The sequence below is a fragment of the Streptomyces crystallinus genome, from assembly GCF_039521265.1.
GTDB lineage: Bacteria > Actinomycetota > Actinomycetes > Streptomycetales > Streptomycetaceae > Streptomyces > Streptomyces crystallinus.
In genome coordinates, this window is record NZ_BAAACA010000006.1 from 222,644 (window position 1) to 236,353 (window position 13,710).

Annotated in this window: 14 protein-coding genes; 6 read left to right on the plus strand and 8 right to left on the minus strand. The window is 73.9% G+C overall.

Going from position 1 to position 13,710, the window contains the following annotated elements; translation table 11 throughout:
• Positions 1-18 precede the first annotated feature (18 nt).
• The gene (locus tag ABD236_RS04940) at positions 19-1,383 is read right to left on the minus strand and encodes a dipeptidase (protein ID WP_344070514.1); all 1,365 of its coding nucleotides are present in this window, start codon (positions 1,381-1,383) and stop codon (positions 19-21) included.
• A 165-nt stretch (positions 1,384-1,548) separates the two neighbouring features.
• Between ABD236_RS04940 and ABD236_RS04945 the strand changes: the two genes are divergently transcribed.
• Entirely contained in the window at positions 1,549-2,874 is a 1,326-nt protein-coding gene (locus tag ABD236_RS04945) for a geranylgeranyl reductase family protein (protein ID WP_344070516.1), read from the plus strand.
• Between the two features lie 135 nt (positions 2,875-3,009).
• Here ABD236_RS04945 and ABD236_RS04950 read toward each other — a convergent pair whose 3' ends face one another.
• Entirely contained in the window at positions 3,010-3,501 is a 492-nt protein-coding gene (locus ABD236_RS04950; protein ID WP_425543816.1) for a nitroreductase family deazaflavin-dependent oxidoreductase, read from the minus strand.
• 175 nt (positions 3,502-3,676) lie between these two features.
• On the opposite strand from ABD236_RS04950, the gene ABD236_RS04955 reads away from it, so the two are divergent.
• The 3 genes from ABD236_RS04955 to ABD236_RS04965 are packed head-to-tail and all read left to right on the plus strand — an operon-like array spanning position 3,677 to position 6,380.
• Positions 3,677-4,378: a TetR/AcrR family transcriptional regulator gene (locus ABD236_RS04955; protein WP_344070517.1), complete on the plus strand. Its 702-nt coding sequence runs from the start codon at positions 3,677-3,679 to the stop codon at positions 4,376-4,378.
• Positions 4,379-4,437: 59 nt separating this feature from the next.
• Positions 4,438-5,718, plus strand: coding sequence for a sensor histidine kinase (locus ABD236_RS04960; RefSeq protein ID WP_344070521.1), 1,281 nt, complete (start codon positions 4,438-4,440; stop codon positions 5,716-5,718).
• Complete coding sequence (locus tag ABD236_RS04965; protein WP_344070523.1) at positions 5,715-6,380, plus strand: response regulator; 666 nt, start codon at positions 5,715-5,717, stop codon at positions 6,378-6,380. Before ABD236_RS04960 ends, ABD236_RS04965 begins: the two co-directional genes overlap by 4 nt.
• On the opposite strand, the gene ABD236_RS04970 is transcribed toward ABD236_RS04965, so the two are convergent.
• Complete coding sequence (locus ABD236_RS04970) at positions 6,341-6,628, minus strand: DUF6332 family protein (protein ID WP_344070525.1); 288 nt, start codon at positions 6,626-6,628, stop codon at positions 6,341-6,343. The two genes, ABD236_RS04965 and ABD236_RS04970, sit on opposite strands and share 40 nt — an antisense overlap.
• Positions 6,629-6,701: 73 nt before the next feature.
• A complete protein-coding gene (locus tag ABD236_RS04975) occupies positions 6,702-8,189 on the minus strand; it encodes an MFS transporter (RefSeq protein ID WP_344070527.1) in 1,488 nt (495 codons plus the stop codon).
• 87 nt (positions 8,190-8,276) lie between these two features.
• Here ABD236_RS04975 and ABD236_RS04980 point away from each other — a divergent pair, with 87 nt between their 5' ends.
• The gene (locus ABD236_RS04980; protein ID WP_344070529.1) at positions 8,277-8,678 is read left to right on the plus strand and encodes a MarR family winged helix-turn-helix transcriptional regulator; all 402 of its coding nucleotides are present in this window, start codon (positions 8,277-8,279) and stop codon (positions 8,676-8,678) included.
• A 60-nt stretch (positions 8,679-8,738) separates the two neighbouring features.
• Here the strand turns inward: ABD236_RS04980 and ABD236_RS04985 are convergent, their stop codons facing one another.
• Together ABD236_RS04985 and ABD236_RS04990 are read right to left on the minus strand one after the other, a co-directional pair.
• Positions 8,739-9,482 (minus strand): maleylpyruvate isomerase family mycothiol-dependent enzyme, encoded by a 744-nt coding sequence (locus ABD236_RS04985; RefSeq protein WP_344070531.1) that lies wholly within the window; start codon positions 9,480-9,482, stop codon positions 8,739-8,741.
• A gap of 106 nt (positions 9,483-9,588) precedes the next feature.
• Complete coding sequence (locus tag ABD236_RS04990; protein ID WP_344070533.1) at positions 9,589-10,800, minus strand: MFS transporter; 1,212 nt, start codon at positions 10,798-10,800, stop codon at positions 9,589-9,591.
• Positions 10,801-10,950: 150 nt separating this feature from the next.
• On the opposite strand from ABD236_RS04990, the gene ABD236_RS04995 reads away from it, so the two are divergent.
• Positions 10,951-12,165, plus strand: a complete 1,215-nt coding sequence (locus ABD236_RS04995) for an ROK family protein (protein ID WP_344070535.1) — start codon at positions 10,951-10,953, stop codon at positions 12,163-12,165.
• A gap of 75 nt (positions 12,166-12,240) precedes the next feature.
• On the opposite strand, the gene ABD236_RS05000 is transcribed toward ABD236_RS04995, so the two are convergent.
• The gene (locus ABD236_RS05000; protein WP_344070537.1) at positions 12,241-13,134 is read right to left on the minus strand and encodes a phosphotriesterase family protein; all 894 of its coding nucleotides are present in this window, start codon (positions 13,132-13,134) and stop codon (positions 12,241-12,243) included.
• A complete protein-coding gene (locus ABD236_RS05005) occupies positions 13,131-13,700 on the minus strand; it encodes a DUF4865 family protein (protein WP_344070539.1) in 570 nt (189 codons plus the stop codon). The genes ABD236_RS05000 and ABD236_RS05005 overlap by 4 nt, the downstream gene beginning before the upstream one ends.
• Between the last annotated feature and the right edge of the window lie 10 nt (positions 13,701-13,710).

Here is a 13,710-nt window from a genome sequence, read left to right on the forward strand (position 1 = left end):
AACGGGCGTGACGTTTCGTCAGGCCTGCTTGGAGCGCGCGTAGTTCACCAGGAAGTGCGCCTCGGCGACCGAGAGCCGCTCCAGCTCCTCGGGCGAGACGCTCTCGTTCACCGCGTGGATCTGCGCCTCCGGCTCGCTCAGCCCGATCAGCAGGATCTCGGCCTTCGGGTAGAGCGCGGCCAGGGTGTTGCACAGCGGGATCGAGCCGCCCATGCCGGAGGACTGCATCTCCTCGCCCGGGTACGCGACCCGCATCGCCTCGGCCATCGAGGTGTACGCCGGGCTGGTGACGTCCGCACGGAACGGCTGTCCCTGGCCGACCTGCTCGAAGGAGACACGCGCGTTCCACGGGGTGTGCTTCTCGATGTGCGCGAACAGCAGCTGGGTCGCCTCCGCCGCGTCCACGCCCGGCGGCACCCGCAGGCTGATCTGCGCCCGCGCGCTCGCCGGGATCGACGGGGTCGCGCCCGCCACCGGATGGCAGTCGATCCCGATCACGGTGACGGCCGGACGCGCCCAGATGCGGTCGGCCACCGTGCCCGTGCCGGGCAGCGCCACCCCGTCGAGGACCTTGGCGTCCTTGCGGAACTCGTCCTCCGGGTACTGGAGCCCCTCCCACGCGGAGTCGGCGGCCAGGCCCTCGATCACGGTCTGCCCTTGCTCGTCCCGCAGCGAGTCCAGTACGCGGATGAGCGCGGCCAGCGCGTCGGGCGCCGCGCCGCCGAACTGCCCCGAGTGCAGGTTGCCTTCGAGCGTGTCCATGCGCACCCGGACCATCGTCATCCCGCGCAGCGTCGCGGTGACCGTGGGCAGACCGACCCGGAAGTTGCCGGTGTCCCCGATGACGATCGCGTCGGCCGTCAGCAGCTCGGGGTGCGCCTCCGCGTACCGCTCCAGGCCGCCGGTGCCCTGCTCCTCGGAGCCCTCGACGATCACCTTCACGGAGACCGGGACGCCGCCGTTCGCCTTCAGGGCGCGCAGCGCCAGCAGATGCATGATGAAGCCGCCCTTGCAGTCGGCGGCCCCGCGCCCGTACCAGCGGCCGTCGCGCTCGGTCAGCTCGAACGGCGGGCTCAGCCACGCGGACTCGTCCAGCATCGGCTGGACGTCGTAGTGCGCGTACAGCAGCACCGTGGGCGCGTCCGCCGGGCCGGGCAGGAAGCCGTACACCGACTGCGAGCCGTCCGGGGTGTCGAGCAGGGCCACGTCCTGGAAGCCCTCGTCGCGCAGCGCCCCGGCCACCCACGTCGCGGCCGCCTCGCACTCGCTCCTCGGCGCCACCGCCTCGTCCGCCACCGACTGGAACGCCACCAGTTCCGTGAGCTCCGCCTGCGCGCGGGGCATCAGTGAGGCGACGGTCTCGGCGATCGGATTCGCGGTCATGGGCACGCTCCTCGTGGGTGCGACGTTGAAGTACGTGTACGCAAAGTGCACGTGAATGTATGACGAAGGTAGGGCCGATCCTCCCACAGGGTGAGCGCGCCCCACCGCGCCGTAGGATGCGGTCGTCAGCTTGACCACGGGTCGGATCAGGAGCAGAAGCACATCGTGAGCAGCGAGAACGCAGATGCCGGGACGCAGCCGGACGAGCCGCAGGCCTCGTCGGTGTGGGATGTCGTCGTGGTCGGCGCCGGACCCGCGGGGGCCTCGGCGGCCTACGCGGCGGCGGTCGCGGGCCGGCGGGTGCTCCTCCTGGAGAAGGCCGAGCTGCCCCGCTACAAGACGTGCGGCGGCGGCATCATCGGACCTTCGCGGGACGCCCTGCCGCCCGGGTTCGAACTGCCCCTGAAGGACCGCGTGCACGCGGTCACCTTCTCCCTCAACGGCCGGCTGACGCGCACCCGCCGCTCCCGGCAGATGCTCTTCGGCCTGATCAACCGGCCGGAGTTCGACGCCGCGCTGGTCGAGACGGCCCAGAAGGCGGGCGCCGAGCTGCGCACCGGGGTGACCGTCCAGCGCGTCGAGCAGCACGGCTCGGCCGTGCCCGACCGGCGCACGGTGGCGGTCGTGCTGGCCGGTGGCGAGACCGTCCTCGCGCGCGCGGTCGTCGGCGCCGACGGCAGCGCCAGCCGCATAGGCGCCCATGTCGGCGTCAAGCTCGACCAGGTGGACCTCGGCCTGGAGGCGGAGATCCCGGTTCCGGCGACGGTGGCCGAGGACTGGGCGGGCCGGGTGCTCATCGACTGGGGCCCGATCCCCGGGAGTTACGGCTGGGTCTTCCCCAAGGGCGACACGCTCACGGTCGGGGTGATCTCGGCCCGGGGCGAGGGCGCCGGGACCAAGCGGTATCTGGAGGACTTCATCGCCCGGCTCGGCCTGGCCGGCTTCGAGCCCTCGATCTCCTCGGGGCATCTGACCCGCTGCCGCAGCGACGACTCGCCACTGTCGCGCGGCCGGGTCCTGGTGTGCGGGGACGCGGCGGGCCTGCTGGAGCCGTGGACCCGGGAGGGCATCTCGTTCGCGCTGCGCTCGGGACGGCTCGCGGGGGAGTGGGCGGTGCGGATCGCGGAGTCCCCGGACGCCGTGGACGCCCGCCGCCAGGCGCTGAACTACGCCTTCGCCATCAAGGCGGGCCTCGGTGTCGAGATGGGCGTCGGCCGCCGGATGCTGACGCTCTTCGAGAAGCGTCCGACGATGTTCCACGCCGCGATCACCGGCTTCCGCCCGGCCTGGCGGGCATTCGGGGACATCACCCGGGGCTCGTCGACCCTGGCGGGCCTGGTGCGCACCCACCCGATGGCGCGGCGCGCCCTGGACGTGGTGGACCGCCGGGCCCAGGGGAAGGCGGGTGCGCCGGGGGCGAAGGCCGACGCGTCCCGGGACCGCGCAGAGGCGTCCGAGGACAAGGCGGGCACCGCCGAGGACAAGGCGTAACGGGGACCGGCGGGCAGGGCGCGATCTGGCGGACATGGTCCGGGCCGCGCCCCGAAGGCCGCGCCCGGGAAGCCGGTCGCGGGAGGCCCGGCCCGGAAGTCTGCCCCGGACCGCCCCCGGACCGCCGCGCCCCGCTCAGGCCTCGACCGTGATGCGGAAGACCGGGTGGTCGGGCGCGGCGGCGAGCAGCTCGTCGTCGCTCGACTTCGCGGTCACCCCCTGGAAGTACTGGTTCACCTCCCACCCCCAGCGCTCCAGATAGGTGCGCAGGACGGCGGTCTTCTCGCTGTCCGACATCTCCACCGCGGTGAACGCGCGCACCTTGCGGCCCACCCGCAGCTCGCCGCCGCCCGCCGCCCGCATGTTGCGCACCCACTGCGAGTGCCCGCGGGCCGAGATGAGGTACTGCTCGCCCTCGTACGTGTGCGGATTGACCGGCACCCGCTGCATCTGGCCACTCTTGCGGCCGCGCACCGAGAGCTCGGCGGTGCCCGCGAGGCTCATGCCGTGCCGGGCGAGCCAGCCGATGGCGCTGTTCATGCGGACGGTGAAGCGCCCGGCCTTGAAGTAGTACGGCTGGGACGGCTGCGGGGACGGCTGCGAGGACATGGAAGGCATGGACGACATCGGGGACTCCCTGGACTGCTGCTCCGTTTCGAGAGCACCGCTCTCGCTTGAGAGCAGTGTGCACGGAATCGGTGCTCCAAAGCAAGAGCAGTGCTCTCAAAATGATTCGGCGATCGCTGTCCGGATCAGTGCTCTCATCCCAGTGCGCCGCTCTCGGCGATGGCACAATGGCCCCATGACCACTGTCCAGGGCGCCCGAGCCCGCGCGCGTACCGAGATCACCGCCGCCATCAAGGACGAGGCGAGGAAACAGCTCGCCGCCGAAGGCGCCGCGAAGCTGTCGCTGCGTGCCGTCGCCCGTGAGCTCGGCATGGTCTCCTCCGCCCTCTACCGCTACTTCCCGAGCCGCGACGACCTGCTCACCGCGCTGATCGTGGACGCCTACGACGCCGTGGGCGAGGCCGCCGAGCGGGCATGCGCGCAGGCCGCGCCCGCCGAGGCCCCCGCCGAGCGCTGGGTCGCCGTCTGCCGGGCCGTGCGCAGCTGGGCGCTGGCCCACCCGCACGAGTACGCGCTCATCTACGGCTCGCCCGTCCCCGGCTACACCGCGCCCCAGGCCACCATCGCCCCCGCCTCGCGCGTCGCGGTGGTGCTCATCGGGATCGTGCGCGACGCCCACCAGGCCCGGGGCATCGCCGTCCCCAGGCTCGCCCCCGCACTGCGCGCCGAGGGCGAGCGGATGGTGGCCGAGTTCGCGCCCGGGCTGCCCCCGGCGGTCGGACCCGCGCTGGTCGCCGCCTGGGCGCAGCTCTTCGGCCTGATCTCGTTCGAGCTGTTCGGCCAGTTCCACCGCGTCGTCGAGGAGCGCGACGCCTTCTTCGCGCACGCGGCCGCGGGGCTCGCCTCCTCGGTCGGCCTGGTACTCCCCGGGGAGTAGCCGTGATCACCACGTCGGGCTGACGCCCGGGCGCCGTGCCCGGGGCTAGCGTGGCCGGTATGGAAGAGCAGCCGGGGCGCCTCGGCCACCGCGAGAGCCGCCCCCGGGCGCGGCACGAGTCGCTGCCGCCATGGGTGCGGACGTGGGTCCAGGGGCCGGGCGGCGGCGCGGACCCGGGCGCCCGCTCGCGGCTGCCGTGGCCGTCCACCCTCGTGCTGACCGCGTTCGTACTGGGCGGCTCCACCTTCGCCGCGCACAACCAGGGCGGGCGTGCCTCCCTCGACCTGTTCGCCCGGCTGCTGCTGGTGGCGAGCTGCGCGGTGCTGCTGCCGCGCCACCGCCGCCCGGTGCTCGCCGTGTTCGGCTCGGCGGGCGCCGCCATGGTCTACCTCGGCGCCGGATACCCGTACGGGCCGATCTTCCTCGCGGTGGCCGTCGGCTGCTTCGCGGCGATCGTCGCCGGACACCGCCGGGCCGCCTGGGCGGCGGTCGGAATGCTCTGGCTCGGCCATGTCCTGGTCGCCCACTGGCTCTACCGCTGGCTGCCCCCGAGCGGCGACCGGCCCGCGCCCTGGGGGCAGGAACTCGCCGTCGCCGCCTGGGTACTGGCGATCGTGGCGATCGCCGAGCTCATCCGCGTACGCCGGGAGCAGTGGGCCAGGGCCGGGGCCGAGCGGGCCGCCGCCGACCGGCGGCGCGCCGACGAGGAGCGGCTGCGGATCGCGCGGGAGCTGCACGACGTGCTGGCGCACAGCATCTCCGTCATCAACGTCCAGGCGGGCGTGGGCCTGGCGCTGCTCGACTCCGACCCGGAGCAGGCGCGTACCGCGCTGAGCACCATCAAGTCCGCCAGCAAGGAGGCGCTGGGCGAGGTGCGCCAGGTCCTCGACACCCTGCGCGCCCCCGGGGACGCGCCCCGCTCGCCCGCGCCGGGGCTGGACCGGCTGCCCGAGCTCGTCGAACAGGCCGCGACCGCCGGGCTCACCGTCGAGACCACGACCACCGGCGAGCCCCGGCCGCTGCCGCCCGGTGCCGACCTCGCCGCCTTCCGTATCGTCCAGGAGGCGCTCACCAACGTGGTGCGCCACTCCGGCTCCCGTACCGCGCGCGTGGCGCTCGACCACGCGCCCGGCCTGCTCGAACTGCGTGTCGACGACGACGGACCGGCCGGCGCCGGGGACGCCGGCGGCAGCGGGAACGGTCTGATCGGCATGCGGGAGCGGGCCGCCGCGCTCGGTGGCACCATCGAGGCGGGCCCGCGCCCCGACGGCGGCTTCCGGGTGGTCGCCCGGCTCCCGCTCACCCGTACCGCACCCGCCGCCCCGAGGGAGACCCCGTGATCCGCGTACTGCTCGCCGACGACCAGCTGCTCGTCCGGGCCGGTTTCCGCGCGCTCCTCGACGCCCAGCCGGACATCGAGGTCGCGGGCGAGGCCGCCGACGGCGAGGAGGCGGTGCGCCTGGTGCGCGAACTGCGGCCGGACGTGGTTCTGATGGACATCCGCATGCCCCTGCTCGACGGGCTCGCCGCCACCCGCCGCATCACCGGCGACGCGGAGCTGGACGGGGTGCGGGTGGTGATGCTCACCACCTTCGAGCTGGACGAGTACGTCTTCGAGGCGATCCGCGCCGGAGCCTGCGGCTTCCTGGTCAAGGACACCGAGCCGGAGGAGCTGCTGCGGGCGGTACGCGCGGTGGTGGACGGGGACGCGCTGCTCTCGCCGGGGGTGACCCGACGGCTGATCGCCGAGTTCGCCGCCCGCTCCAAGGAGCCGGCCGCCGTGGAGAGCCTGGGCGAACTCACCGAGCGGGAGCGGGAGGTGATGGCCCTGGTCGGGATCGGGCTCTCCAACGAGGAGATCGCCCGCCGCCTGGTCGTCAGCCCGCTCACCGCCAAGACCCACGTCAGCCGCACGATGGTCAAGCTGGGCGCCCGCGACCGGGCCCAACTGGTGGTGCTGGCCTATGAGTCGGGCCTGGTCCGGCCCGGCTGGCTGGGCTGACGCCGGGGCTGGTCCCCCGCGTACGAGAAGCGCCACAGGGTGTGTACGCACCGGGCGACGAAGGCGAGCACGGCGGCGGCCGCCCCGCCGAGCAGCAGCAGTCCGCGTGCGGGATGGTGCAGTTCGAAGAGGAAGACGGGGGCGGCGACCGCGCCGAAGGCGAGCAGGGCGGCCAGCGAGGCGGTCACCACGGCGTACACGATCTCCACGGTGATGGCGTCGCGTTCGCCCTGGTTCCGGTTGCCCATGGGAGCAGTCTCCCCACAGATGCGGCCGACGGGCAAGAAGCACCCGTCGGCCGCACCCTCCCCCGTGGCGGCGTCAGTCGCGGACGGCGACCTTCGCGGGCTCCGGTGCGGCGGCCGCGTCCTGGGCCGATCCCGCGACGACCAGCGTCTGCCGGTCGGGCTTGGTGCGCAGTCCGGTCAGGGTGATGAGGAGACCGGCGAGCGCGATGCCGGTGACCACCATCAGACCCGGCCGGAAGCTGTCGAGCAGGTCCTGCGGCGAGTCCCCCCGGTCACCCGCGGTGATCACGGCCGTCACCACGGCCAGGAAGATCGCGCCGCCCACCTGGATCGAGGTGTTGAGCAGACCCGAGACCATGCCCTGCTCGCTGTCGTCCACGCCGTTGGTGGCCTGGATGTTGAGCGAGGGGAAGACCAGCGCGCAGGCCGCGCCGAGCAGCAGCATCGACGGCAGGATGACCGCCGCGTACTGCGGGGTCAGGCTGATGCGCAGGAACAGGGCGTACGACAGGACCAGGGCCGAGAAGCCGACGGCGATGATCCTCGGGGTGCCGAAGCGGTCCACGATCGAGCCGATCCCCACCGAGGAGAGCGCGACGAGCACACCGGCGGGCAGGAACGCCAGCGCGGTCTGGAGCGCGGTCCACTGGAGCACCGACTGCATGTACTGGGTGACCATGAACTGGAAGCCGACGTACGAGCCGAAGAAGGCGGCGGCGCCCAGCTGGGTGCGGACCTGGGTGCCGGAGCGGAGCACACCGAGCCGGATGAGCGGGCTCGCGGTGCGCTGCTCGATCTTCACGAAAGCGGTGAGCAGCACGGCGACCGCGAGGAAGGACAGCAGCGTACGGGCGGAGGCCCAGCCGGCCTCGGGTGCCTGGACGACGGTGTAGACGAGGAGCAGCATCGAGCCGGTTCCGGTGATGGCGCCGGGCACGTCGTAGTGGCGCTTGCCCTCACTGCGGGGGCTGCGCGGGATCAGCTTGAGGCCCGCGACCAGGGCGATTACGGCGACCGGCGCCGGGAGCAGCATGGTCCAGCGCCAGCTGAGCTCGGTGAGCAGACCGGACAGGACCAGGCCCATGGAGAAGCCGGTGGCGGCGCAGGTGGTGTAGATGGAGAGGGCGCGGTTGCGCTGCGGGCCCTCCTTGAAGGTGGTGGTGATGATCGAGAGTCCGGCGGGCGCGGTGAACGCGGCGCTGAGGCCCTTGATGAAGCGGCTGGCGATCAGCAGCGGCCCGGAGTCGACGAGTCCGCCGAGCAGCGAGGCCAGCGCGAAGACGCCGAGCGCGATGAGGAACACCTGGCGGCGGCCGAGCAGGTCGGCCGCGCGGCCGCCCAGGAGCAGCAGCCCGCCGTAGCCGAGGATGTAGCCGCTGACGATCCACTGGAGCGTCGAGGTGGAGAGGTCCAGGTCGGTCGCGATCGAGGGCAGCGCGACGCCGACCATGGAGACGTCGAGCGCGTCCAGGAACATCGCGGCGCAGAGCACCAGCAGGGTGCCCCACAGCCGCGGGCTCCAACGCTCTTGAGTGGACTGGACGTTGAGCGGAGAGGTCATGCGGAGCAGACTACATGCACATGCATCGAGTGCAAGTGCATTTAATTACGGTGCAACAAAGAGCGTCATCTCTGCTAACGTGCGGTCATGGCGGCCAAGAAGTCCGAGCGCATGCTCGTGGACGAGTGGCGCGGCATCCTCGCGGTGCACGCGCGCACGACGTGCGAGCTCGATCGCGAGCTGCACCAGTACGGCATCGGAGCGAGCGACTTCGAGGTGCTCGACGTGCTCGTGGAAGGCTGTGCGGAGGACGGCGGGACGGCGTTCCGCGTCCAGGACCTCGCCTCCCGCGTCCATCTCAGCCAGAGCGCCCTCTCCCGCCTGATCGGCAGGCTGGAGAAGGAGGGCCTGGTCACGCGCGGAATGTGCAGCGAGGACCGGCGGGGCGTGCGGGTCGCGATCACGGACCAGGGCCGGGCGCGCCACGCCGACGTACGCCCGCTCCAGCGCGCGGTGCTCGCCAGGATGCTCGCGGACCGGCCCTCGTGACGTAGGTGGTACGCCGACGGGGTCACGGCGGCCGGCGCCATGACCCCGTACGCCGAGGTGCTATGCCCAGGTGACGGCGGACTTCTCGCGCCACAGCGCGGCGAGCGAGGCGTCGCCCGCGAGGGCGACCGAGTCGAGCGGCAGCCGGTTCCAGAGGGTCAGATACAGCTCGTACGCCGAGCCGCTCAGCTCGCAGTCGGCGGGGCCGTCGTTGTCCCGGACGGTACGCGGGACCCCGTCCGACAGATGCACGGTCCACACCGCGTCCGTGTCCGTCGTCCGTACGCGAAGGGTGCGCGGGGCCGCCGTGCGCACCCGGCTCTTCTCCCGCCCGTGGAAGGCGAGCAGCAGCTCGTCGATGCCGTCGACGGCGAACTCCGGCTCCGCCACGGTGAAGGCGCCGCCCCCGGCCGACTCGGCGTCCGCCCGGTGGACGGCGGTCTCGTGCGCCTGGCGCCGGGCCCAGAACGCCAGCGGCGAGGGCGCGGGCATGAACTGCCAGCACTCCAGGTCCTTCGGCGCCCCGGTCAGGGCGTCGACCAGCGCCCGGTGGCCCTGGCGGAACCAGCCGAGGAGCTCCTCGCCGTCCAGGTCGGGCTCCGCACCGCTGGGCCGGAAGGAGGTGTGGCCCTCGGTGAGGTACGCGGCCGCCCAGCGGTGCACCGTCCCGGTGTGCCGCAGCAGGTCCCGGACCCGCCAGTCGGGGCAGGTGGGAACGGGGGCGCCGGTACCGGCCGCGCCGGCGGCGTCGGCCAGCAACCGGCCCTCGCGGTCAAGGGTGTTGATGAGGTCAGCGGTATCCATGTCGGGATTCTGCCAGGGGGGTGACGGAGGAGGCGGGCGGGTCCGTGGTGCGGTCACACGCGCGTACGGCGCCGCCCTGGTGGCCGTCGTCCAGGGTGAGCGGCGCTCACGCGCCCGCCGTGGCGTGCCGCGAGCCGTACGCGATCAGGGCGGCCGCCGCCGACAGCGCGGCCACCGTCGTCAGGGCGACGGGCAGGGAGGACCACTGGGCCAGGAAACCGATCGCGGGCGGGCCCAGGAGCATGCCGCCGTAGCCCAGCGTGGAGGCGGCGGCAACACCGCCGGGTCCGGCCAGCGCGCCCGCGCGGGCCACCGCGACCGGGAAGATGTTGGCCAGGCCCAGACCCATCACCGCGAAACCGGCGAGCGCGAGCCACACCGTCGGCGCGAGCGCGCCGAGCAGCATCCCGGCCGTGGCCGTCGTACCGCCCGCGACCAGGGCGCGGGTCTGGCCCAAGCGCTCCAGCAGGAACGTTCCGGTGAGCCGGCCGGCCGTCATGGCCAGGGCGAACAGGGAGTAGCCGATGGCCGCGACGCCGGGTGTCGCGTCCAGGTCCTGCTCCAGGTGGAGCGCGCCCCAGTCGGCCATGGCGCCTTCCCCGTACGCCGTGCACAGCGCGATCACGCCGAACAGGAGCACCAGGCGGCGGGCCCGGCCGTCGAGGCGGCGCCCCTGGGCGTGCGGGGTCGCGGTGTGCGCCGGGGCGGGGTGGCGCAGCAGGACGGGGCCCGCGAGGGCGGTCACCAGCAGGCCGAAGCCGGTCAGCGCGAGCAGGTGCGCGGTGGGGGAGAGGCTTCCCGCGACCAGCGCGCCGACGCCCGCGCCGAGCATTCCGCCGAGGCTGAACGCGGCGTGGAAACTGGACATCACCGGGCGCCGCAGAGCCGCGACCAGATCGACGGCCGCGCTGTTCATGGCCACGTTGATCCCGCCGTACGCGGCACCGAAGAGCAGCAGCACCGCGCCCAGCGACAGGGCGGAACGGGTCTGCGGCGGCAGCGCGATGGCCAGCGCCATCAGCGCGGCGCAGGCCACGGTCACGGGGTGGCTGCCGAAGCGCCGGCAGAGCCGGCCGGTGAGCACCATCGTCACCACGGCGCCCGCCGAGACGCCGAGCAGGGCGAGGCCGAGGTCACCGGCCGAGGCGCCGGTCTGCTGCTTGATGGCCGGGATGCGGACCACCCAGCCGGCGAAGAGGAATCCGTCGAGGGCGAAGAACACGGTCAGGGCGGTGCGGAGGCGGAGGAGGGAGGGCGCGGTGGTGTGCGCGCCGGATCCCGCCGGGAGGGCCGTCCGTACTTTGTTTAGTAGCGGCACAAACTCAGGATAGGGGTCGGCGGGCCGTAGGGACAAGCCGCCGCCGACTCCGTTGTCGGCCTTCGCGACGACCGGCGGGTGAGCGCCGAGTGAACGGGGGCGGCCGCCGGAGGGAATGCCTCCGTCCTGGATCATGGGAGACTCGCCCCCATGAACGGCAAGGCGACGCACACCAAGACGAGGCTGGACAGAGGCCGTGGGGCACTCGGCCCCGCGCTCGAACTGGTCCACACGGGCCGCGCCCCGACCCGCGCCGTCCTCACCGCCGAGCTGGGCGTCACCCGGGCCACCGCCGGAGCCGTCGCCGCCGAACTCGAAGCGCTCGGCCTCATCCAGGTCGACTCCCGCCCCGGGGCCGCCGCCGGTTCCCAGGGCCGTCCCTCGCACCGCCTCGCGGTCAACGACTCCGGCCCCGTCGCCCTCGCCGCCCAGGTGCACGCAGACGGCTTCCGCGCCGCGCTGGTGGGCCTCGGCGGCCGTACGGTCGCCACCGCGCCCGGCTGCGTCACCGTCTCCGCCGACCCCGCGCAGGTGCTCGGCGAGGTCGTGGAGGCGGGCGCCGAACTGCTGCGCGGCAGCGGGCTGCGCTGCGTCGGCGCCGGCCTGGCCGTGCCGTCGGCGGTCGCCGAGCCGGACGGCACCGCGCTCAACCCGCTGCACCTGGCCTGGCCCGCGGGCGCCCCGGTGCGCGAGATCTTCGCCGAGCAGGTACGGGCGGCGGGCATCGAGGGCCCCGCCTTCACCGGCAACGACGTCAACCTCGCCGCCCTGGCCGAGCACCGGCACGGCGCCGGGCGCGGCGCCCAGCACCTGCTGTGCGTGGCCACCGGGCACCGGGGCGTCGGTGGCGCGCTCGTCCTCGACGGCCGTCTGCACACCGGGAGTTCGGGCCTCGCCCTGGAGGTCGGCCACCTCACCGTCAACCCCGAGGGGCGTCCCTGCTACTGCGGCGGCCGGGGCTGCCTCGACGTGGAGACCGACCCGCTCGCCTTCCTGGTGGCGGCGGGCCGCGACCCGGGCCCCGAGGTCTCGCTCCTGGAGCAGTCCCGCGAGCTGCTGCGCACCGAGTACGACGACGTGTCCGTGCGCGGCGCCGCCGAGGAGCTCGTCGACCGCCTCGGCCTCGGGCTCGCCGGACTCGTCAACATCCTCAACCCGGACCGGATCATCCTCGGCGGACTGCACAAGGCCCTCCTGGAGGCCGACCCGGACCGGCTGCGGGCCGTCGTGGCCGACCGCAGCCTGTGGGGCCGCAGCGGTGGCGTGCCCATCCTGGCGTGCTCGCTCGACCACAACAGCCTGGTGGGCGCGGCGGAGTTGGCCTGGCAGCCGGTACTGGACGATCCGCTGGGGGCGCTGGGATGAGGCCGCGCTGACTCCACGGCCGTCCGGCCGCGAGCCGCCAGGGGGACCGGTCGCAGCAGTTCGCCCCCGCAGCCATCACGTCCGCAGCGCGAACGCCCCCGCCGGGTTCCCCACCAGCACCCGCTCCACCAGCTCCTCGCCCAGCTCGAGCGCCAGCCGGGGCCGCACCCTGCGCAGCAGATACGGCATCCCCGGAGTGTCCGGGGTCACCGTGTCCCCGCCCAGCAGCAGCCGGTCCCCGAACCCCGCGTCGGCCAGTGCCCTCATCGCCTCCGGCATCCGCCAGTCCGTGGCGTGGTTGGCCCGGGACGGCCCGTCGAAGCCCAGATAGGCGCCCTCGGCGGCGGCCTGCCGGTGGACGGCGGAGTCGGGGGAGCGGTTGAGGTGGCCGAGGATCACCCGGTCCGGCGCCACCCCCGTCTCCCCGCAGAGCAGGTCGAGTACGTCCAGGGCCCCGGTCCCCAGCTCCAGGTGCACGGCGATCGCCGCGCCCGTGCGGTGATGGGCCTCGGCGGCCGCGCGCATGGTGAGCCGGGCGTGCGCGTCGAGCCCGTGGAAGCCGCCCGCGACCTTGATCAGCCCGGCCCGTACGCCCCCGGCGCCCGCCACGCCCTCGGTGATCTCGCGCACGAACAGCTCGGCGAGCGAGTCGCGTACGGAACCGAGCAGTTCGGGCGAGTAGTGGACCGCCTGGTGCAGCCCGGTGGCCGCCACGATCCGGACCCCCGACCGCCGCGAGAGCGCGGCGAGCAGGTCCGCCCGGCGGCCCATCCCGTACGGCGTCCACTGCACCACCGTGCCGCCGCCGAGCTCGCGGAAGGCGGCGAGCCGGGCCGCCGCGTCCTCGGCGTCGTCGAGCTCCTGGCCCGGCAGCAGCGGGCTGCGGATGAAGAGGTGGTCGTGGGCGTCCACCACACCCAGCCGGTCGGCCGGAACGTCGCCGCCGACGGTACGGACGACGGCGCTCACCAGTGCCGTCCCCGGGTGAGCTCGCCGCGCTCGGGCGCCGACAGGTGCAGCACCCGGAAGTGGTCGCCCGGCGCCTGCGGGGCCTCCTGCTCCCAGAGCGTGAAGCGCAGCAGCTCCCAGCGGCGCGGGTCCACCGCGAGCGCGCTCACCACCGTCCCCGGCCCGGACGTCCGCTCCAGCTGCTCGGCCACGAAGTCGGCGGGCCGTATCCCGTGCGGCACCGGCAGCCGCTCGCGCGTCGCGGCGAGCGGCGTGGCCCCGGCCGCCGTCCCTTCCTCGTACGAGAGGCCCATCCAGTGCTGGACCTCCGGGCGGCCGAAGTCGTCGACGATGCCCTGGAAGCCCGCGCCCCAGAGGAAGGCGTTCATGCCCTCGGGCGTGTTCCAGAGGTAGAAGGGCGCATAGGCGTTCACCGGCGACCCGGCGCCGCGCTCGCGGATCAGATACGCCTTGAGGCCGAGGCCCGGGAAGGCGTCCAGGAGGTGGCCCCGGGTGGCGACCCGGGTGCGGATGATGTCCATGTCGTAGTCGGCGGGCAGGGTGATCTCGTACTGCAAGGCGTGCACGGCGTACTCC

What these genes read in the sequence shown, in the direction of transcription:
- ABD236_RS04940 (WP_344070514.1), bottom strand. Translation starts at nt 1,383, where the DNA reads ATGACCGCGAATCCGATCGCCGAGACCGTCGCCTCACTGATGCCCCGC.
- ABD236_RS04950 (WP_425543816.1), bottom strand. Translation starts at nt 3,501, where the DNA reads ATGTCGTCCATGCCTTCCATGTCCTCGCAGCCGTCCCCGCAGCCGTCC.
- ABD236_RS04955 (WP_344070517.1), top strand. Translation starts at nt 3,677, where the DNA reads ATGACCACTGTCCAGGGCGCCCGAGCCCGCGCGCGTACCGAGATCACC.
- ABD236_RS04960 (WP_344070521.1), top strand. Translation starts at nt 4,438, where the DNA reads ATGGAAGAGCAGCCGGGGCGCCTCGGCCACCGCGAGAGCCGCCCCCGG.
- ABD236_RS04970 (WP_344070525.1), bottom strand. Translation starts at nt 6,628, where the DNA reads ATGGGCAACCGGAACCAGGGCGAACGCGACGCCATCACCGTGGAGATC.
- ABD236_RS04975 (WP_344070527.1), bottom strand. Translation starts at nt 8,189, where the DNA reads ATGACCTCTCCGCTCAACGTCCAGTCCACTCAAGAGCGTTGGAGCCCG.
- ABD236_RS04980 (WP_344070529.1), top strand. Translation starts at nt 8,277, where the DNA reads ATGGCGGCCAAGAAGTCCGAGCGCATGCTCGTGGACGAGTGGCGCGGC.
- ABD236_RS04985 (WP_344070531.1), bottom strand. Translation starts at nt 9,482, where the DNA reads ATGGATACCGCTGACCTCATCAACACCCTTGACCGCGAGGGCCGGTTG.
- ABD236_RS04995 (WP_344070535.1), top strand. Translation starts at nt 10,951, where the DNA reads ATGAACGGCAAGGCGACGCACACCAAGACGAGGCTGGACAGAGGCCGT.